A 19,678-nucleotide genomic window follows, 5' to 3' on the forward strand; every position below is an offset into this window, starting at 1 on the left:
ATGCTCCGCCCAATGGGCACAGGTTTCCAATCACGGAGGCGGTCCCCCGTGGTGCAGGCGGCGGCCAAAGGCCGCTGCCGTCTGATTTGCAATCTTACTCCGCAGCTATTGCTACGCTGATTTCCGCCTGTTCCAGTTCGCGCACGACCGGGATGACATGCTTGCCGAAATACTCGACTTCTTCCTGAAAATGCAGGAAGCCCAGCAGGATAAGGTCAGCCCCGGCGCGTTTGAGGTTCACCACGCGTTCGGCAACCTGCCGCGGCGTGCCGATCAGGTTTGAGCGGAAGCCGTCATTATACTGAACAAGATCTTCGAAGCTGGACTTCGCCCAGTTGCCCTCGCCTTCGGGAGAAGACTTGCCGGCATTTTTTACCTCATGGCCGAAGGCATTGACCGCTTCCGGATTGGCCTTTTCGATGATCTCGGCAAGCACGGCTCTCGCCTCTTCCTCGGTCTCGCGCACGATGGCGAAGGCATTCACGCCGACTTTGACCGCATGGTTGTTTTCCTTGGCCTTGACGCGAATGTCATTCACCTGCTTGGCGATTTCCTCCGGCGTGTTGCCGTTGGTGAAATACCAGTCGGATACGCGGGCCGCCATATCGCGAGCCGCACGCGACGAACCGCCCTGGAAGATTTCCGGCTGCGGATCAATCGGCTTCGGCTTGAGGGAGTAGTTGTTGAAGCGGTAGAAATCGCCGCGGAAGGTGAAATTGTCTTCCGTCCAGATGCCACGCAGAGCCCGGATGAACTCTTCCGAACGGCGGTAGCGTTCGTCGTGATCGAGCCAAGGCTCGCCGATGGCGTGAAACTCGCCGCGGAACCAGCCGCTGACGATGTTAACGGCAACGCGACCGTTGGTGAGGTGATTGATCGTGGCAATCTGTTTGGCGGCAAGCGCGGGGTTCCACGGACCAGGCAGAATGGCGGCGATGACCTTCAGCGTCGTCGTCGATTCCAGCAGAGCGTGACTGAACGACACGGATTCATGTTGGAATTCGGCACCGTAGCCGGCGGTGAAGCGGATCTGGCTCAGCGCGTAATCGAAGCCGCTCGCTTCGGCGATCTGCGCGAGCTTGCGGTTGTAGTCAATTGTCCAGCTGGTGCGCTGCTCGATGTTCGAGATGACGAGGCCGCCGGATACATTCGGCACCCAATAGGCAAATTTCACGGGCTCGGCGTGGTGTTCAGTCATGGAAATCTCCTCTTTTCTGATGTCAGTTCGCGACCGCGTCTTGTGAAACGAGGCGAAGGGCTGAACGGTGATCGTCGGCGACAAGGTTTCTGGCTGGCAGTAGATCGATCAATTCGGCGGCGGCACGCTCGACGCGCGCCTCAACCACGGGGTTCGAGAGCGTGTATCCGGTGAAATCCGCCTCAACGGCGTAGACCGTCGTTGGCACAGTAACCGCGCCAAAGAAGCCGAACAGCGGCCTGAACTGATGCTCCAGCATGAGGCCATGCAGTGCTGTACCTCCCGTTGCCGCAAGGATCACGCGCTTGCCTTGAAGCGCACGGAAATCGACGAGATCGAAGAGATGCTTTAACGCGCCGGTGTAGGATGCGCGGTAGACAGGCGAACCGACGACAAGTACGTCGGCAGCTTCCACAGCATCAATAATCCTGCGGCCGGCCTCATCCAGTTGATCTGCGCGAAGAGCCCTGAACAGGATCGGCGCCGCCACAGCCAGATCGACCGTGTCCACAGAGACGCTTGCCCGTCTCTCGATCGAGTTCAGGATGTCCGAGACAATGCTTGCCGTGCGTGACGGTTGTTTAACGCTGCCGCTTATTCCAAGTACGTTCATTGTTCGCCTCACTCCTGTTACCTTTAATTTCTATAGTTTTCATAGATAATCAAAGATGCAAATTCCAAAGTGAGGGCATTTTGAGGAAACCAATCTTGTGCATTCGCCCTCTGACGCAAAGGACTAAGCAGGCAGTGCCAGTGAGCAGCGAAGCGTTTAGGCGCCACGTCGCTCGTTTGTCGTGACCGACATACAAAAACAGTCGCGTTCTCCCTCACCAGAATTGAATGAGGGTGTGGCTCATTTCACTGTATTAATTGTATGCCAGCCATCGAACCGCCCCGCTTCGATTGGTGAATGACTGACGAGCGATCTACGTCGATAAAATGCACACTTTGGTAGCGCCCAAGTCAGCGCATGTGCGCAGGATAGGTGTCATCGACTGCGTGCGGTCTTTCCGGCATGGCATTTTGCTTGCCGCCGCCATGCCGCGCCTTACCATCAAACCGATTGGGGCGACGAAACCGACCGAAAACGGACCATTTACCGGACCTCTCTGCACAGAGAAGCCAAACCTCCGGCATGTATGGCGTCGACTGTGTTTTAGCGACAATCAGCATTCGAGGTCTTGTTGGAGGCACGCGACCGACTGAGAGCAAGAAATTAAATGGTCTTGGTCGCGGTTCCGATATAGTCGGTTATCGTAGACCTAATCTGCAGGGCGTTGCATGGACCAGATACTCGCCATACGAACATTCGTTCGCGTCGCCGAAGCCGGATCTTTTACCAAGGCTGCGGACACAATGAATCTCCCACGGTCGTCAGTTAGCAAGCTCGTGCAGGATCTTGAAGCACATCTCGGGACGAAACTCGTTGAGCGGACCACCCGGTCGGTGACAATGACCACGGAAGGTATTGCCTATCACCAGCGCGCCCTTCGCCTGCTTGCGGATCTGGACGACATGGACGGCACCGTCGCTGGCGCCCGCAGCGCGCCCAAAGGAAGGCTTCGGATTGATATTGGTTCTGTCCTGGCGAACCGGATCCTCATCCCGTCCCTTTGGGACTTCCAGCGCCAGTATCCGCAGATAGACCTGCTTCTCGGCGTCAGTGATCGATCTGTCGACCTTATTGGCGAAGGGATCGATTGCGTCATTCGTGGTGGTTCACTTGGCGATTCATCCCTCAGGGCGAGGAAGCTATGCGAACTCGACTATGTGCTCTGCGCAGCGCCAGTTTATCTCGCCGGAAAAGAACTGCCGATGCATCCAGACGACATTCAGGCGCATCGTGTCGTCAGCTATTTTTCGGCGTCGTCCGGTAAACGGTTCCCGCTGCGCTTCCAGCGCGGCAACGAGCAGACCGAGTATATGCCGATGTCAAGCGGCATTTCCCTCAACGAAAGCACGGCGCATTTGAATGCATTGCTAGCCGGGTTGGGTATCGGCCAAAGTTTCGGCTTCCTGGCAAGACCTAATATCGACAAGGGTTTGCTGATCGAACTGCTTCCTGACTGGAAGCCTGAAAACCATGTTCTGCACCTGGTCTATCCCGCTGACAGATTTTCAAACCCGCGGCTGCGGGCATTCTCGGACTGGGCGGCGAAAGTGTTTGAAGGCGTCGACGCAAGGCGCGGCGCGGCGACGGAGACTGTCCATACAGATGGATAATGTCTCCATACGAACTGGCTTCTCCCTGCAGGGCTGAGGAATTACGTTCTGCACATCGGACGGCGACGACAGGCCCAAGGCCGGCGCCACCTCCCGCATAGCTTTAGACCGTCAACAGGCCGCGAATTCGGACTGACCCTTTCGCGCGCCCAGCCTTAGGAGAATAAAATGACCAAGAGACTAGCAAATAAGATTGCAATCGTGACCGGTGCAACGAGCGGCATTGGCCTGTCGACCGCCAGGCTTTTCGCAGCCGAAGGAGCCCGGGTCTACATTACAGGTCGCCGCAAGGACGCTCTGGACGAGGCCGTCGCAACGATCGGCCACGGCGCCGTCGGCATACAGGCGGACTCGGCAAAGAACGACGAACTCGACGAAGTCTTCGCCCAGGTGAAGTCGCAACAGGGACGCCTTGATGTCCTGGTCGTCAACGCCGGCGGCGGCAGCATGCTTCCCCTCGGCGAAATCACCGAAGAGCAGGTTGACAACACGTTCGCTCGCAATGTGAAGGCGGTCATCTTCACTGTTCAAAAGGCTCTGCCACTGATGGGTCAGGGTTCGTCGATCGTTCTAACGGGTTCGACCGCCGGCACAGAAGGCACGGCCGCATTCTCGGTCTACTCAGCCTCCAAAGCGGCCGTCCGCAACCTCGCCCGCTCCTGGGCTCTCGATCTCAAGGGCACTGGCATCCGCGTCAACGTCGTCTCCCCCGGAGCAACGCGCACGCCCGGACTCGTGGAGCTTGCTGGTGATGACAAGGAGCAGCAGCAGGGTCTGATCGACTACCTAGCTTCCCGTATTCCGCTCGGTCGCGTCGGTGAGCCCGACGAAATCGCCAAGGCGACCCTCTTCCTCGCCTCCGACGATGCGAGCTTCGTAAACGGCGCCGAACTGTTTGCCGATGGTGGCCAAGCCCAGGTCTAAATCCTTGGACGGGAGCGGGCCGCGCCCGCTCTTTTTTCTCCTGGGGCACCAGCGTTCACAGACCCATCAGAATGCACCAATCTGTTTCGATGAAGTCGCTCTGGTTCAAACGGCCTCCAAAAAGCAACGTTGAATCGCTGACTGGTCAGGACTTCAATGAATGAGATACGTTGGCTTCGTTTATCGCGGAAGACGATGATAAACTTATTCTGATGATTGAGAGAAAATATGGAAATTGAATCCAATATCGGCATCGTATCCAATGAGTTGGAATCTTTTACCATTACTCGGGTTGAGGCCAAGAACCCAAAGTGGATTGCTTTGTTCGCAGTCGGTCGTGGCGGTAATCCGTCACGCCACCGTCATTTGCTGCAGACCTTGGCGAACGGGAATTGCACGGTCATCGCACCACACTTTGAAATGCTGACCTCAATCGCCCCGACCAAGGCCGAGTTGGACATGCGCATCCGCAGGCTCGAAGCATCTATAGACGATTGCACCTCCAGCAATCTCCCCATCGTGGGTATCGGGCATTCCATTGGAGCTACGGCCATGCTCGCCCTTCAAGGTGCCGAGGGCGAAACCCTTGATGGGCAGCAACTGATTAGAGGCTCCACGCCACGCCTCGAGCGACTGGCCGTCTTGGCTCCGCCAACGGACTTCTTCCGCCGTCCAGGTGCGCTTGACCGTATCAAGATGCCGATGAAAATCTGGGTGGGAGCCAAGGACACAATCACGCCCCCGGCCCAGTCTCGTTTTCTCATGGATGTACTAACCGCCCAGGCATCTGTGGCGCTCCAAGTTGATCCCGATGCCGGCCATTTCACATACATGGACGAATTGCCACCAAATGTCCCGGAACCTCATCCAGATCGACACACTTTTCTCGCTGGCTTGGCCGATGAAGTAACCGCGTTCTTAGTCGCATAGCGGCTAATGCGGTTAGCAGATAACCGTCATGCCGCGACCGTGGGACAATTATTGCTTTTAAAACACCCGGTAGGTCCGTGTGCTGTCAGCGATTTGTCCACGCGCCCCGCCAGACAGCCTTGAACAGGTCGTTTACGCGTCAATCGACGCCAACGTCTTTCCACTTGGTCTGCTGGTCGAGGAAAGTGGCTCGCTGCGTTGCCTCAATGCTCGCTGATAGTGCGGCGAGTTGCGAGGGCCGGCCACCAGTCGCGCTCAGATCCGCATGGGCAAAATGATCGAACAGACCGTGATTGAATAAACTATTAGCTCTCACGGAGCCGAGAGCTCGATCCACTGATGTGGAATACCGGGCACGTCAGTTCCAGCTTTAAGGCCAGCTCGGCCACCATGGCACAGAGAAAGGAGAAAAAGCCAATCCCTCAACCAAACCCTCATCAGAAAATCGTACTCGGAGGTGGCGCACTTCTCCTTGGAAATCGGCTCGGTTCCTCATTGAAACCGATGTCCGGGGTCAGGCACGGTCGTAAGTGAAGGACGTCAGCAATGTCGTCACGAAGTTGCTCGCCCGTTCCTTTACAAGCACTTCAGTCCACTCGTCGGTTCCTCGAAGTCGAAGATCGGAGTGGATGCTGTCGACCGCAGCTTCTTCAATACGTTTTATATGGGCCTTGAAATTCGCTTCTCCACCGTCATGGTACATGTCGCGAATGACCATGCGCAGGATTTCCTGGATAGCGATTTGCCACGACGTGTTGATTGCCTGGAGCTCGTTATTATCCGGTGCCATGGGGCTGCTTTCGTTAGAGTGTCACCAGCATGATGCCGTCATGTTGCGGGGTCGGCGTGCAAGGACAAGGTTAGGCTTGTCTTGCCTTGCGGTTAGCGTAGCGCCGGTCGCGTTCAGCCTTTCGCATTGTCTCATCTTCAATGACTCTGGCTATACGTGCCTTTTCGGCACTCTCCCGCGCTTCGATTTCTGCGACTGCGGCCGCCTCAATCGCTGCCTGGCGCTGCAAAGCGTCGGTCTCGATACGCTGTTGTTCTTCAAGCTTCGTGCGCTCGCGTTGAAGACGTCGCTCTTCTCGAGCTGTGGCAATGGCTGCTCGTTCTGCCTGTCTTGCCAGCCTGGAAGGTTCTAAAGCGGTCTTTGCCGCGCGGTACGCATTGAGCAGAGCAGCTTTGGCTTCGGTAGATGCGGCGCGACGGTCGGCGACGTCATTGTTTCGGGCGTTCTTCATGGATATCCTGATAATGAGTGGAAGAGAGATCATCGCGTTTTGGCGCGATTTATGACCGGACTGATGGAGCAGTGCCCTGCCTTCTTGGCAAGACGTGCCGCTGGCAGCCATTCGGTCTACGGAGCGTGGGCGCCGTATTCCGACACTACCGCAAGGTTGCTTTTGACAGAAAAATAACATCTGGATGCCGGTGAGGCAGATCGTCGTCTGCGAGCCGGATCCATTTTGTTTTTCTGCTCTTGCAATCTCAATTGGTTCGGCTTGAAACCGAAACGAAAAAGGCCAGGCAAAACGCCTGACCTTAATGAAGCAGCTTCCGACAGTGCCAGTACATCCGTGGTCAAAGGGAAGCAAATCTTGATTTATGCGGCCTGCAGATTGGTAGCAGACATCTTGCCCGACTTGTTGTCGCGCTCGAGTTCGAAGCCGATCTTCTGGCCTTCAACGAGCTCGCGCATTCCGGCGCGCTCGACAGCGGAGATATGAACGAACGCATCAGCGCCGCCATTGTCAGGCTGGATGAAGCCGAAGCCTTTAGTGGAATTAAACCATTTTACTGTGCCAGTGGTCATTTTGAACCCTTTCAAAGCATAGAGTGTAGGACCGCGAAGCTGATGCTGCGCAGCGAGGAAACCGACTATTTTTGAAATGGAAGTTCGCTTAAAGCGCGGTGCCAATCGCGCGGTAGACAAAGCTCGGCAAGCAAAAGATCGATGATTTATGTATAACGGACAGAAGTCGTCGCGTCAACGATTAGTTTTCATATTATGTGTATTCGCCTTAAGGTTGTTCTTCCCGAGCGTTGCATGAGGCTGGTGCTTTGAATTACTCCGGATTTATAGACAGCTTATCCCACCTCGAGAAGAACGTTAGGCTGCGCAACCTCAAATGGCGTCGGCAATCAATGTCATCCACACGCCGACTTCCACGGAATCCGCGCTCCAAGCTGGGTCGAGTAGGCATGGCGTTTTACGGCGCTTCGTGCGGTTGGAATTTCTTTTGCTGGGCCGCGATCGACATCACGCGATGGTGAGCATCGTGAAGATGAAGCAGGGTAGCTTGTCTCGATCCAGATCGTCGATCGCGCCTCGACGTGCGCGGTAATCAAGGAGGTGACGTACCGGCATGTTTTTGGCAAAATGATGCAAGGATTGCTGGCGGAGCTCTAACATTGGTGACTGTTCCTAATAATACGAACGCGATGACGTACGGAGTGAAACCATGAACAGGCAAGAGCCCAGGCTTTCCTGGTGGATCGCGCGTTGGGTTTTGCTCGCGCTCGCTATTCCCGGGGCGTCGCAATCCGCGCTGGCCGATGCACCAAGACTTGGTCCTTTCGAACTCCCAAAGCCGCGTGAACTGACCATTTTCAAGAACGACGAGAGCTTCAGCCCCTTTGAGGCTCTGAACGGGTCTTACGCATCGGCAAGATCATGCTCCGCCGTCCCTCACGGTCTGTGGATCGAAGTCGACGGCAAGGGCGATTGCATTCGGTATTATCCGCAGGGGCTGGTAGATGGCCAAAACCAGACGGCCCTGGTTTATTTCGGTGGCGACGTGATGTTGCGCAATTCCAAAGGCGTGCGTTTCATATCAGATTCCTATCTGCGCCAGTCACCTGCCACGATAGCAGCAGAAATGGCGGATTGGGCGCTACAATCCGGCTATCCCGCAATCTTCATTGCCCGCCCGGGCATATATGGTTCTTCTGGCGACCATAACAAACGTCGCCATCTGCGCGAAATTGCGCTGATGGATCGCGCGCTCGACCTGATCAGAGAAAGGCATAAGGTATCAACTTTCATCCTTGCGGGTCATTCCGCAGGCGGACAGATTGTTGCCGCCCTCATGAACCGGCGCAGGGACATCTCGGCAGCCGTTATCACCTCCGGTCTGGTTTCGGTAAAGCAGGTATCCGCCTTCTGGGAGCGGCGGCGGCGAGTTCCTGGCAAACTGCTTTACAATTCATCAGAATTTTACGATCCCGTTGATGAAATCGACCGTATTCCGGCCGATCATCGGCCAGAGATCTATATTCTGTCCGATCCGGAAGATCGTACCGTACCATTTTTCAGTCAGCTCTTTTATGTCAGGCGTCTGCGCGCCGCAGGCTTTGAGCCACACCACGTCTACGTTCAGGCGAAGGACCGCCAACGCCATATTCTGGCATATCACGGTCGCCTCGCTGCTGCCCTGATCGCTCGAGGCAAGTCCCCGGTCGAAATCCGTCGTGCCGTGCATGAAATGGAACTTGAACAATTCAAGTAGCGGTTCGCTTTGGCCGCGTGCAAACTGGCCTACGTGAGGGTGCTGCGGTCGGCGTTATTCTTCAACCATTCTACCAGTTCGTGCATTCCTGTGCTGTGCGAACCCTTGAAAAGAACCGTGTCCCCGTCTACCAGACGCTCACGAAGAATTTCCTTCAGTGCCTGACGAGATTCGGCATAGAGACCACGCGAGGACGGCGAAAGCGCTTTCCAGAAGTCGCTATAAAGGTCACCCGTAACATACACCTCATCGATCGACCGGTCCTGTATAAAGGCTGCGAGCTCGGTATGGTAGGCGGCCCCGCCGGGGCCAAGTTCCGCCATCTCTCCCAAAACAGCAATCCGCCGCCCACCTATGTGATCACCCAGGCGGGCCAGAGCAGCGCGCATCGAACCCGGATTGGCGTTATAGGCATCATCGATCACGGTGAGCCGCCGTCCGTCAAGCAAGAGGTGAATTTCTTCACCGCGTCCCGGCAGAGCGGCGAAACTTTCCAGTTGGGCGATCGCTGGTTCGAGTGGGTGACCGAGTACGGAGATCGCTGCGAGAACGGCCAGGCCATTCAGCGCCATGTGAGATCCGGCCGCGCCGATCAAGAAGCTGACCTCCCGGTTCCTGATCCGCGCATGAGCGTGCCGGCTTGCCGCGTCATAGCGCAGCAGCTGGCACATGCATTCCTCCGAGGTGCCGTAGGTGACAATGTCAAGCTTTCGCCGAGAAGCCGCATCATGCACCGTGTCCCATTCAAGCATATCGCGGTTGAGGACAGCCGTGTCGCCCGGCTCCATGCCCAGAAATATCGCGCTTTTGGTCCGTGCGATGTCGGTAACCGTGCTTTTTTCGCCTAGGTGGGCAGGTAGAACATTGGTAAAAATAGCGACTTTCGGACGCGCCATACGGGCACTTATGGCCATTTTGCCGATGGCGAGTTCCAGCACCACATGTGGGGTCTCCCACGGGATGGAAGCAAGGTTCCACGCCACGCCGGCGGGCAGGTTCGCATTATGGTTGCTTTTGGCGACATTGCCCCAAGCCGAAAGCGCGTGGGCAAGCATGGCGACAACTGTCGTCTTACCGGCACTACCGGTCACGGCCAACACACTGCCAGTCATCCGGCTGCGCGCATAGTCGCCCATCGCCAGAACGGCTTGCATATTGTCCGCAACCTTCAGCACCGGCCCCTGCTGGCCACTGGCAAGATCCGGTTCTGTTGTCATGAAACCTGCCGGTTTTGCCCGATTGATCAGTGCATTCACCGGCACGCCTGTTGCGTCCTCATTGCCACGCAAGACGACCATGTCTGCAGGTTGCATGGCAGGTGCGTAGGTGCAAAGACCCTTTGCAGTCCAGCCGTGGGGCGGTTGACGAACCCAGGTGCCGCCAGTCGCGGCAGCGATATGCGCCGCATTCCACTGCCTGCCACCAGGAATGACCTTTGACTTCGATAATCTGGCGACACGGAGCCTGTCAGATGCGGCATGTTGGCGTACAAGTTCGCGGAAAGCTGCCCGCTCTCTAAGATAGCTGCGATAAGCAACGAGGCCGGAAAGGTAGTGCTCGACATCGTCTATCCGCACCCGGAACGCATGGTGACGGATGAAGAATGAGCCGGCGATACGGTCGGGCTTGCGATAATACATCGCCATTTCCGGCCAGAAATGGCCGTTTAGCAGATGGCGGGCGCGTTTCTCAAGCGCCCTTTCGAAATGCACCAAATCGATGTCACTCAGTAGGCCGTGCAATTTGGGTTCGGCAGCAATCCGCGACAGCGTCTGGCGTGCGGCCATCATCAATTCGAGCAATGTCGGGAAGGTGGTGATCCGGTTCTCCACGAAATCGAGATAGTCAGCGATGTTGCGGATGGCAAAACGGAAGTAGCGCTCCTCGGGCCTGTGACGCGTCAGTTCATTGACACAATAGCCGAGCCAGTGATCGTGATGTTTCCAGTGATCGCGGGCGATGAAGTGATTGAATGCCCGCTCAACGGTTTCTAGCCACCTCTCATCGCCGGTCAGGTCGTAGAGTCGTATGAGACCGAAGGCTGCCTCGCCTTCGTAATAGATGGTGCGATATTTCTGTTTGATGGCAAGACCGGGAAAATGAAGGACATGCACGAAGGCGCCGGTCTGCGGATTCTGCATGTGGCGGATGCCGAGAGCGAGCTGGTCTGCAAGTCCCCTCCATTCTTTTTTACCGGTGGCCGCCATGTATTTCGTCAGGGCGAGTAGCGCAACGGCGTTGCCGCCAAGCTTGATTTCACCGTCGGCCTCAACGAGGAACGCAGCTTGCGTGCCATCGGGAAGGACGGCAGGCTTGATCAGCCTGGCCTCGAGAGCGACGAGCGCGCGTTCGATCGCATTTTTCAGCTGCGCGTCATGGGTGACTTCCCAGGCCTCGATCATGGCATAGGTCGTGCTCGCGTGCCGCAAGGCGTTATAGGCCTCTATGCGTCGGTCGAAACAGGCATGGTAACCGTAGACAAAGAATCCGTCTGCTTCGACCTGTCGTGCAAGATACCTAGAGGAGTCACGAATAAGTGACAGGACCACCCCGCCGTCCAGCCTGTCGATTGTCCGGCGTCCGGCTTCAATGCCCATTCCCTCAATTGCGTGGAGCCTATCGGCTTCATCGCAGAAGACACCTTTTGTCGAAAAGAGAAAGATCGCTTTGTCTTGCGAAAAGCTGAGAGCTGGCAGATCTTCATAGCGAGCGCGAGCATAAATGCTGAAATTCTTCTCATTCAGCACGGCATTGGTGATGGTGTTGCCGCCATAGAGCATCGCATTTGCGTTCAGCTCCTGTTCCGTGAAGGCATGGCGGAATGCCGGATCCAGCGCGATGCCAAAGCGGAAATAGTTTCGCTTCACTTTGCCGAGTAGTGCACGCAGCTGAGGCCATGTCGTCTGTTCGGCAATCTCTACCCAATCGACACGGAGCCAACGCCCCTCAATGTTTTCGGAGGCCATGGCGGCGAACAGACTGGTTACTCCCTGCTGCCATGCCGACTCAAGCGATGGCCCTGACGCATTAATGACACGGGCGCGCTTGTCACCATCGGATACCGAAAAGAACAACGTCACGGATGGCAGCGGCTGTGCCAGTGGGCGGACCCGGCCGCGCAGAAAGGTCCGAATACTCGAAAGCCGCTGTTTTATGTCCCGTGGTTTCCTTGCCAGGTCCACTCTTGCCTCAACGTTCACGCAATGCCTCCCGGGCCTTGTTGAAAGGCTTGACGAGATATTCCAGTACGGTCTTTTCACCCGTATGAATATCGACGTTCGCGACCATGCCCGGCACTATCGGAAACTCACGACCGGCGGCGTTGACCAGCGCGTCCTTGTCGGTCTTGATGAATACGCGATAGTAGTAAATCTCCCGGTCGACTTCATCCTGTATCGTGTCGGGCGAAATTGTCGTGACTTTGCCGTCGAGACTGCCATAGACGGCGTAGTCATAAGCGCTGATCTTGACGCTCGCGCGTTGGCCCGGATGGATATAGGCGATGTCGCGTGGCGATATGCGCGCCTCGATGAGAAGCTCATCACCAAGCGGGATGATGTCCATGAGCTTGCCGTTGGGCGGGACAACACCGCCGATTGTCGACACCTCGATGTTCTTGACGATGCCGCGTACCGGTGAACGGTGTGTCAGGCGAGCAAGACTATCCGCCCGGCCGGTCACCACCGGGGAGAGCGAATTGACCTCCGCATTCGCCTTCGTCAGTTCCTCGCGCGCCTTCACGAGATATTCAGACTTGATCTCGACCTTCTTGAGTTCGAGTTCAACGATCTGCCTTCGTAGCCGGATGACCTCGACATTGCTGGCCGCCCCGATGGACCTCAGTTCTTCGTTGAGTTTCAGTTCACTTGCGACAAGCGAAAGGGATTCCTCGATCCAGCGCAGCGACTCCTCCAGCGCGTGCCGTCGCGCCGTGTAAAGTTCAGTCTCCGATCCCGTCAGTCCAGGATAAGCGTTCAGCGCCGCGGGGAAAGTCAGTGGCGTGCCATTGACTTCAGCTTCAAGCCGCGCCGCGGCAGCGAGCGTAGCACGATATTTTGCGGCACTTTCCTCAACATCGGATTCGCTTCTTGTGGGATCAAGCTGCGCGAGAATCTGGCCGGGCTCGACCACCTGGTCCTCGCGCACATGAAGCGTTGCGACAATACCCCCCTCCAGTGATTGTATGACCTGTTCGCGGCTGGTGGGGATGACACGGCCATCGCCGGTTGAGACCTCATCAAGCGTTGCGAAATAGGCCCAGACGAGCATAGCCACCAGAAGAGCGACGAAAAGTTGCACGACGCGTGTGGACCGGGTGAGGTTTCGACCGTCATCGTCGCCGAATGCCCAACCGCCGCGCCTGGAGCAATCGCGTTCGCTGAATGCCGCCATTTACACCTCCTGTGTCGTCTTGAATGGAAAGCTGTTGGCCGCCGCTGCGGGCTTCGCTTCCGACATTTTTCGGCGCACGCCGTTCGGCGGCACAGTTTTTTTGACACCACGTAGGGTGTTGAGAACCTCCTCCTTGCTGCCATCGAGAACAATTTGCCCGCTCTCTACAACGACGATGCGCTGAACAAGTTCAAGAACGCGCATGCGGTGCGTTGCGACGACGACCGTTCGCTCCGCACTCCAGGATCGCAAGCGTTTTATGAACTCACGCTCGGTCGCTTCATCCATTGCTGCGGTGGGCTCATCGAGCAGGACGACGGATGGGTCACGAATGAGAAGGCGTGCCAATAGCAATGCCTGCTTCTGTCCGCCTGAGAGGCCTCTTCCACCTTCAAGGATCGGGTGGTCGAGACCACGAGGGAACTTTCGCACGAAATCATCCGCTCCCGTCATCGAAAGTGCCTCAAGAAGCAATGGTTCGGGTGCGTGCAATGCGCCTAGGGTGACGTTTTCACGGATCGTGCCGTGAAACAGGCGCATATCCTGCGTCAACAGCCCTACATTGCGACGGAGATCGGAAGGGTCGATCTGTGAAAGTGCAAGGTCATCGATCAGCAATTCACCGGCTGCCGGTTCAACCATGCCCGCCATAGCAAGGAGAAGGGTCGATTTGCCCGCGCCGTTTTTGCCCAGAACGGCAACTTTTTCACCAGCGGCAATTGTCAGGTCACCGATGGCAAGCGCCGGCCGGCCTGTACCCTTACCGTAGTGAAAAGCAGCACCCTTGATCCTGTAGGCGCCACGCAGGGTGGAGACACTTACTCGTGTCTCGTTGTCGGGATGATCCGAAGGCATGCGCAGAATGGCATCGATGCTCTTCAACCCGACTTTAGCCTGCTGAAATCGACCGAGGATTTGTGTCAGTTGCGCCATGGGCGCCATCATGCGGGAGCCTAAAATGGAGCAGGCAACGAGGGAGCCCGTGGTCATGTTGCCTTCCATGACAATCGGCGCGCCGACGAAGACCACGGCGGCGAATGTTCCAGTTTGCACTGTATGGCTCCACGCGGCAAGACCATTGGTAATGGCGCGCAGGCGAAGCTGTCCGTCAGCAGACACGGCATTGTAATGGTTCCAGCGCTGCTGAAAGTGATCCTCAGCCTGTAGTGTCTTGATGTCCTCTATGCCCTGAACGGCTTCGACGAGCATGGCATTGCGCAGTGAGGATTCCCGCATTGCCTCACTGGCGGCAGCACGCAGCCTGCGCTGTGCCAACAGGCCCGGCAAGATTAGAAGCAACAGTGCCGCAACCGGGATGATCACAATCGGTCCGCCAATCAGCCAGAAGATGAAGAGGAACAGGATGAAGAATGGAAGGTCGGCAATTGCTGACACTGTGGTGGAGGTCAAAAGTTCGCGCACCTGCTCCAGGTCGCGCAACTGGGCAATGAATGTGCCAGTTGAGGTGGGCCGTTCCTGGTTCTTTACCCGGAGCGCATGACCGAAAACTAGATCGGAGATTCGCATGTCTGTGCGCTTGCCGATGATGTCGATGATGCGGGTGCGCAGACGGCGCATGATAAAGTCGAAGAACACGGCCATCAGCACACCGATGAACAAGACATAAAGCGTGTTGAAGGACTTGGCCGGCACCACCCGGTCATAAACCTGCATTGAGAACATCACGCCGGCCAGCGCCAGAATGTTGGCAACAAGTGATGCCAGCATGACATGACCATAGGAGCCGAAGTCGCGAAATGCGATCGAACGGAACCAATGTTCCCGGTAAGGGGCAATGTAACCGTCGACCCGCTCATCGACGGTTCCGCGTTGCGGCCGCGCCAGGATGATGAATTCGGTCTGCGACAGCAGAACGTCTAGCGGCAAGACCGTTGCAACGCTGCCTTCTCCGCTCAGCACGATGGACGCGTCCTTCCTCGCAGAAAGACCCGTTACGACGCCCACGGCACCGTCCGAGAGCTTTACGATAACCGGTAATCGCCAGCTGCTGAGTAGGCGCGGTGTCGGGGCTGCCTGTTTTATCTGCAGGCCCATTTTGCTTGCCAGGCGCGCAAGCCAATCATATGTCTCGATCGCCTGAAGTCCTTCGGCGAGTTGTTGTGCCCCGCCGGGCGAGAACGGCACACCATAATGACGTGCCACATATTGGAGGGCCTCGCTCCAGCTCGCAAAATCAGTGCCGGCAGCATTAGGATCAGGCCATTGTTCCGTCGTCATGTCGGAAAGGGGCATGGATATTCCTTTGTGACGACATGAGGGCATTGATGCCCCCATGCCGGCCTTGGATCGTTCAGACTACAGTCGACTGCGTGGGGTTCAGTTCATCCTCGGCCACCAGGTGCCCGAATGGATCGACAGGCAGTTCCACCGGCTCGGGCATCTCGAATATATCCGTCCGCTCTTCTGTTGAACTCAGATCGGCGTCACCGTCCTCAGGTTCGCTGAGGGCAGCCAGATCGTCGAGCGGTACCGTCAGTTCCTCCGTATCGTCCTCAATCAGTTGAGAGAGCCGGTCGTCATTGTCCGAATTTGATGCGGGCGGGTCGTCGCTTGCCGTAACGTCGATGGTATCAAGACCGGATATGTCTTCGGCTACGAACATCATGGCCTGATCCGGCACGCCCGCGCCGGAGGGATCCACGGTCACGACCAGCGAGGATTGCTCAGCCACTCCTGAAGGATGGATCAGCTGATATTCAAACGTGTCGGTTTGCGGCGTATTGAAATGCGCGAGATCCGGGTTCAGCGCGTAGCTGTAGCTGCCATCCGCATTGATGGTCAGTGTACCATATTCGCCATCGATCGTTCTGGCATCCGTCACATCAACGAAGCTCGTTCCGTCAAATATTTGGAACTTCGTGAAAGTGGAGCCCAGATCGTCATTGGCAAGCAGGTTGCCGCTATCACCGGTCGCAGTCCCGACTTCATATTGGTCCGTATATGTCACATCGATATCAGTCGTTATGGTCGCCGAGACGTTTACCAACGTGCCACTCAAAGTGGAGCGGACACGGTACGTGCCGGCAGCCAGATCAAGTTCAGAGAGGTCGATCGATGCCACGGTGCCGAGACCTCCAACAATGATGTTGAAGGAATCGGTTGCCACCTGCTGCCAGCTGCCTGGTGTCGTTTCTCGTTCGAGATGGAGCGCCCCATTCGACAGCGCAGCAAGCAAAACGGAAACGCTAATGCTGCCAGAGACCTCCATACTATCAGTAATGACGAAGCTGCTGCTGATATATGTGCTCGTCTGCCCCAGGCCCCCTGAGAGCAATGTGGAACCTGTGGTGGTATAGAAATTGTCGTCCGTGACATTGTCCCAAACGACCGAAGCGTTTGCGCTATCGCCCGTCGCGGCAAATTCGAACGTCGCTGGAAGGCTCGGGTCGGTGTCACTCCAGGTCATAGTCACATTGTCGCTGCCAATCTGGACATAAAGGGTGGCAGTGCCAATATTGCCGTCTGCATCCACTACCGTGTATTCGAACCTGTCGACCTTGCCGATTCCCGCTCCATTCGCGAACGGCGTGTAGGTATAGGTGCCATCGGCTAGGATCAGAAGCTCGCCGAAATCGCCTTGTACAGTAGTCCCATCCTGATCAACAGTCTGGCTGTCGACGCTTTGAACTGTTGTTCCGGCCGGTACGTCATCATTATCGATGACGTTGCCGCTCACCTCGACAGCTTCATAACCTCCAACTTCAGTAAAATTATAGTCGGTGCCATCAAGGGTTAATGTGCCACCAACTCCTACGCCGAGCAGGCCCGTAAATCCCATGAATGCGCGGTACTCTCCCGGATCAAGTCCCGGTACGGTGCCGCTTGTTCCGCCAAAAAGTGACAGTGATAGGATCGTGGCAGGTCCTCCACCGTCAATGCTTGTCCATTGCTGCGTTGCGGCGTCCCACTTTTGCACGACAAGACTATAGTCGCCGAGAACGCCAGCCCCGAGTATTCCACTGAAATCGAAATTGAGATCCTGTTTGTGACCGGTCGCCACGTCAAATTCGACTGTATCTGCAAATAGCTGAAGATCGAGACCTGCAAGGCTGACGACAGCGAGGTAGGTGTCGCTTCCAAGCGGAACATTTTCCGTCACTGTCGGCAAGAGATTCACTTCAGCTGAGGCCACGTCGTCCGTGGGCTCGAGATCTGCATCCGCATCCGCGTCGGCATCTGCATCTGCATCCGCGTCGGCGTCGGCGTCGGCGTCAGCATCCGCATCGGCGTCAGCATCTGCGTCCGCATCGGCATCTGCGTCCGCGTCGGCATCAGCATCCGCATCGGCGTCAGCGTCGGCGTCGGCATCCGCATCCGCATCGGCGTCAGCGTCGGCATCCGCATCGGCGTCAGCGTCGGCATCCGCATCGGCGTCAGCATCCGCATCGGCGTCCGCATCCGCGTCGGCATCTGCATCCGCGTCGGCATCAGCATCCGCATCGGCATCCGCATCGGCGTCAGCGTCAGCGTCGGCATCCGCATCGGCATCGGCGTCGGCATCAGCGTCCGCGTCGGCATCTGCATCGGCGTCCGCATCCGCGTCGGCATCCGCATCGGCGTCGGCGTCAGCATCCGCGTCGGCATCAGCATCCGCGTCCGCATCGGCGTCGGCATCAGCGTCCGCGTCGGCATCTGCATCTGCATCGGCGTCCGCGTCGGCATCGGCGTCAGCGTCGGCATCGGCGTCGGCGTCGGCGTCGGCATCAGCGTCCGCGTCGGCATCTGCATCTGCATCGGCGTCCGCATCCGCGTCAGCGTCAGCGTCAGCGTCGGCATCCGCATCGGCATCCGCATCCGCGTCAGCATCGGCATCGGCATCGGCATCGGCATCGGCATCGGCATCAGCGTCCGCGTCGGCATCTGCATCTGCATCGGCGTCCGCATCCGCGTCGGCATCTGCATCTGCATCGGCGTCCGCATCCGCGTCAGCGTCAGCGTCGGCATCCGCATCGGCATCCGCATCCGCATCCGCATCGGCATCCGCGTCGGCGTCGGCGTCGGCGTCGGCATCCGCGTCCGCATCGGCGTCGGCATCTGCGTCAGCGTCGGCATCCGCGTCCGCATCGGCATCTGCATCTGCATCTGCATCAGCATCGGCGTCAGCGTCGGCATCCGCATCGGCGTCGGCATCCGCGTCAGCATCGGCATCCGCGTCGGCGTCGGCGTCGGCATCGGCATCGGCGTCGGCATCCGCGTCCGCATCGGCGTCGGCATCTGCGTCAGCGTCGGCATCCGCGTCCGCATCGGCATCTGCATCTGCATCTGCATCAGCATCGGCGTCAGCGTCGGCATCCGCATCGGCGTCGGCATCCGCGTCAGCATCCGCATCCGCATCTGCGTCGGCGTCAGCATCCGCGTCGGCGTCGGCATCAGCGTCCGCGTCGGCATCTGCATCGGCGTCCGCATCCGCGTCAGCGTCGGCATCCGCATCCGCGTCGGCATCGGCATCGGCATCTGCGTCAGCATCCGCGTCAGCATCTGCGTCAGCATCTGCGTCGGCGTCAGCATCACCGTCATCGCTGGAAGATCCTCCAAGAGCGAGGGCTCCCCCGCCAGCCAGCAGGCCCAGAGCGACAAGACCGAGGACGGAGCCGTCACTTGTAGCGGCGCCAACCAGTTGATCTACGCCCTCTATTTGTGAAAAACGAAAGTCAGCCAAGCCGTCGCTATGCTCACCCAGCCAGAGGTTGCCATTTTCATCCTCCAGCACCAGCTCGCTGTGCTCACCATCCATCTCGCGGAAAAAGTGTCCGATGCGGATGGTCTCGCCGGAACGCATCCGAAGAAGGAGATCGTCACCGTCGCGCACGAAGTCGGAGACCTCATTTTTATCCGCGCGAATCCGCACGATGCTCGGTTTTTCGATATCAAGTTTATCGAGCGACACGGTCTGAGAACCACCGGCGGCCTTGTCGGTAACGATCGCAACCATGAAACTGTCCTCCTGCAACGCGGTAACATCGGCGACAGAAATTCCTGCCGCCCGTGACATCAGGCAACATGTAAGAAACTGGATTTTCGCAAGCGACGACCGCTGAGAAGCAAGCAGCCCCAAAATCAACGGATCGGTTTATCTAAACGTCGGAAATAGTCTTCCGATCGCCTCTCCCACCCTCATAATTGCATAAAAAATGGACTCTGCAAGAAAAAAACAACCGGGAAGAGCATTAGGAAATTCTTTTGTAACGGTAATTCCGAGATCTAATATATGTTTTCCCCTCTTATATATGAGGGTGGCAACAGTGCGAAGTCATGGTCGATTTCTCTTGGGGACGGCTTGCATTATCATCGGTCGGCAATCACGTGTGAGACCAATTCTATTTTTGGTCAACACCCGTTATGGTCGTATCTTGCGGCGATCCGACCTTCCCCGTGATACTGTTTAATCAAGCCTAGGCGCGAACCAGGAGAGAAACTTTGCGTTTAAAAAATTGATTAAAATCAAATATATGTCGCTTAAGGGCCGGCCGTTGCTACCGTC

The 19,678-nt window shown here is 57.1% G+C and carries 14 protein-coding genes; 4 read left to right on the forward strand and 10 right to left on the reverse strand.

Annotation, left to right across the window (positions count from 1 at the left end):
• Positions 1–94: 94 nt before the first annotated feature.
• Positions 95–1,198 carry a dimethylsulfone monooxygenase SfnG gene (gene sfnG, locus RBH71_RS01375; protein ID WP_111801397.1) on the reverse strand — a complete coding sequence of 368 codons (1,104 nt, stop codon included), beginning with the start codon at positions 1,196–1,198 and terminating at the stop codon, positions 95–97.
• 22 nt (positions 1,199–1,220) lie between these two features.
• On the reverse strand, positions 1,221–1,811 hold the full coding sequence (gene msuE, locus RBH71_RS01380; protein ID WP_162687856.1) for an FMN reductase: 591 nt from the start codon (positions 1,809–1,811) through the stop codon (positions 1,221–1,223).
• Positions 1,812–2,479: 668 nt separating this feature from the next.
• On the opposite strand from msuE, the gene RBH71_RS01385 reads away from it, so the two are divergent.
• From RBH71_RS01385 to RBH71_RS01395, 3 genes are all read left to right on the forward strand, one after another.
• Positions 2,480–3,421 (forward strand): LysR family transcriptional regulator, encoded by a 942-nt coding sequence (locus RBH71_RS01385; protein WP_111801400.1) that lies wholly within the window; start codon positions 2,480–2,482, stop codon positions 3,419–3,421.
• A gap of 168 nt (positions 3,422–3,589) precedes the next feature.
• Entirely contained in the window at positions 3,590–4,345 is a 756-nt protein-coding gene (locus RBH71_RS01390) for an SDR family NAD(P)-dependent oxidoreductase (protein WP_111801401.1), read from the forward strand.
• A 228-nt stretch (positions 4,346–4,573) separates the two neighbouring features.
• Positions 4,574–5,275: a hypothetical protein gene (locus tag RBH71_RS01395; RefSeq protein ID WP_323687001.1), complete on the forward strand. Its 702-nt coding sequence runs from the start codon at positions 4,574–4,576 to the stop codon at positions 5,273–5,275.
• A gap of 514 nt (positions 5,276–5,789) precedes the next feature.
• Here RBH71_RS01395 and RBH71_RS01400 read toward each other — a convergent pair.
• The 4 genes from RBH71_RS01400 to RBH71_RS01415 all read right to left on the reverse strand — a co-directional run bounded on the left by RBH71_RS01400 (position 5,790) and on the right by RBH71_RS01415 (position 7,688).
• The gene (locus RBH71_RS01400; protein ID WP_003519315.1) at positions 5,790–6,065 is read right to left on the reverse strand and encodes a hypothetical protein; all 276 of its coding nucleotides are present in this window, start codon (positions 6,063–6,065) and stop codon (positions 5,790–5,792) included.
• 70 nt (positions 6,066–6,135) lie between these two features.
• The gene (locus tag RBH71_RS01405; protein WP_323687083.1) at positions 6,136–6,516 is read right to left on the reverse strand and encodes a DUF6481 family protein; all 381 of its coding nucleotides are present in this window, start codon (positions 6,514–6,516) and stop codon (positions 6,136–6,138) included.
• 362 nt (positions 6,517–6,878) lie between these two features.
• A complete protein-coding gene (locus tag RBH71_RS01410) occupies positions 6,879–7,088 on the reverse strand; it encodes a cold-shock protein (protein ID WP_003519318.1) in 210 nt (69 codons plus the stop codon).
• 447 nt (positions 7,089–7,535) lie between these two features.
• A complete protein-coding gene (locus tag RBH71_RS01415; protein ID WP_323687002.1) occupies positions 7,536–7,688 on the reverse strand; it encodes a hypothetical protein in 153 nt (50 codons plus the stop codon).
• 49 nt (positions 7,689–7,737) lie between these two features.
• Here RBH71_RS01415 and RBH71_RS01420 point away from each other — a divergent pair, with 49 nt between their 5' ends.
• Entirely contained in the window at positions 7,738–8,784 is a 1,047-nt protein-coding gene (locus tag RBH71_RS01420; protein ID WP_323687003.1) for a serine aminopeptidase domain-containing protein, read from the forward strand.
• Between the two features lie 29 nt (positions 8,785–8,813).
• Here RBH71_RS01420 and RBH71_RS01425 read toward each other — a convergent pair whose 3' ends face one another.
• The 4 genes from RBH71_RS01425 to RBH71_RS01440 all read right to left on the reverse strand — a co-directional run bounded on the left by RBH71_RS01425 (position 8,814) and on the right by RBH71_RS01440 (position 19,129).
• Positions 8,814–11,750: a Mur ligase family protein gene (locus RBH71_RS01425; RefSeq protein WP_111851607.1), complete on the reverse strand. Its 2,937-nt coding sequence runs from the start codon at positions 11,748–11,750 to the stop codon at positions 8,814–8,816.
• A gap of 223 nt (positions 11,751–11,973) precedes the next feature.
• The gene (locus RBH71_RS01430) at positions 11,974–13,176 is read right to left on the reverse strand and encodes an HlyD family efflux transporter periplasmic adaptor subunit (RefSeq protein ID WP_111803257.1); all 1,203 of its coding nucleotides are present in this window, start codon (positions 13,174–13,176) and stop codon (positions 11,974–11,976) included.
• Entirely contained in the window at positions 13,177–15,429 is a 2,253-nt protein-coding gene (locus RBH71_RS01435; RefSeq protein WP_065687694.1) for a type I secretion system permease/ATPase, read from the reverse strand.
• A gap of 58 nt (positions 15,430–15,487) precedes the next feature.
• Positions 15,488–19,129 (reverse strand): BapA/Bap/LapF family large adhesin, encoded by a 3,642-nt coding sequence (locus RBH71_RS01440; RefSeq protein ID WP_323687004.1) that lies wholly within the window; start codon positions 19,127–19,129, stop codon positions 15,488–15,490.
• Between the last annotated feature and the right edge of the window lie 549 nt (positions 19,130–19,678).

The sequence above is a fragment of the Rhizobium sp. AN68 genome (genome assembly GCF_030758035.1).
Classification (GTDB): Bacteria; Pseudomonadota; Alphaproteobacteria; order Rhizobiales; family Rhizobiaceae; genus Agrobacterium; species Agrobacterium tumefaciens.

Bases quoted from the DNA above. Each gene is read 5' to 3' on its own strand.
- sfnG (WP_111801397.1), bottom strand. From the start codon at position 1,198: ATGACTGAACACCACGCCGAGCCCGTGAAATTTGCCTATTGGGTGCCG.
- msuE (WP_162687856.1), bottom strand. From the start codon at position 1,811: ATGAACGTACTTGGAATAAGCGGCAGCGTTAAACAACCGTCACGCACG.
- RBH71_RS01385 (WP_111801400.1), top strand. From the start codon at position 2,480: ATGGACCAGATACTCGCCATACGAACATTCGTTCGCGTCGCCGAAGCC.
- RBH71_RS01390 (WP_111801401.1), top strand. From the start codon at position 3,590: ATGACCAAGAGACTAGCAAATAAGATTGCAATCGTGACCGGTGCAACG.
- RBH71_RS01395 (WP_323687001.1), top strand. From the start codon at position 4,574: ATGGAAATTGAATCCAATATCGGCATCGTATCCAATGAGTTGGAATCT.
- RBH71_RS01400 (WP_003519315.1), bottom strand. From the start codon at position 6,065: ATGGCACCGGATAATAACGAGCTCCAGGCAATCAACACGTCGTGGCAA.
- RBH71_RS01405 (WP_323687083.1), bottom strand. From the start codon at position 6,516: ATGAAGAACGCCCGAAACAATGACGTCGCCGACCGTCGCGCCGCATCT.
- RBH71_RS01410 (WP_003519318.1), bottom strand. From the start codon at position 7,088: ATGACCACTGGCACAGTAAAATGGTTTAATTCCACTAAAGGCTTCGGC.
- RBH71_RS01415 (WP_323687002.1), bottom strand. From the start codon at position 7,688: ATGTTAGAGCTCCGCCAGCAATCCTTGCATCATTTTGCCAAAAACATG.
- RBH71_RS01420 (WP_323687003.1), top strand. From the start codon at position 7,738: ATGAACAGGCAAGAGCCCAGGCTTTCCTGGTGGATCGCGCGTTGGGTT.
- RBH71_RS01425 (WP_111851607.1), bottom strand. From the start codon at position 11,750: ATGGCCTCCGAAAACATTGAGGGGCGTTGGCTCCGTGTCGATTGGGTA.
- RBH71_RS01430 (WP_111803257.1), bottom strand. From the start codon at position 13,176: ATGGCGGCATTCAGCGAACGCGATTGCTCCAGGCGCGGCGGTTGGGCA.
- RBH71_RS01435 (WP_065687694.1), bottom strand. From the start codon at position 15,429: ATGCCCCTTTCCGACATGACGACGGAACAATGGCCTGATCCTAATGCT.
- RBH71_RS01440 (WP_323687004.1), bottom strand. From the start codon at position 19,129: ATGGTTGCGATCGTTACCGACAAGGCCGCCGGTGGTTCTCAGACCGTG.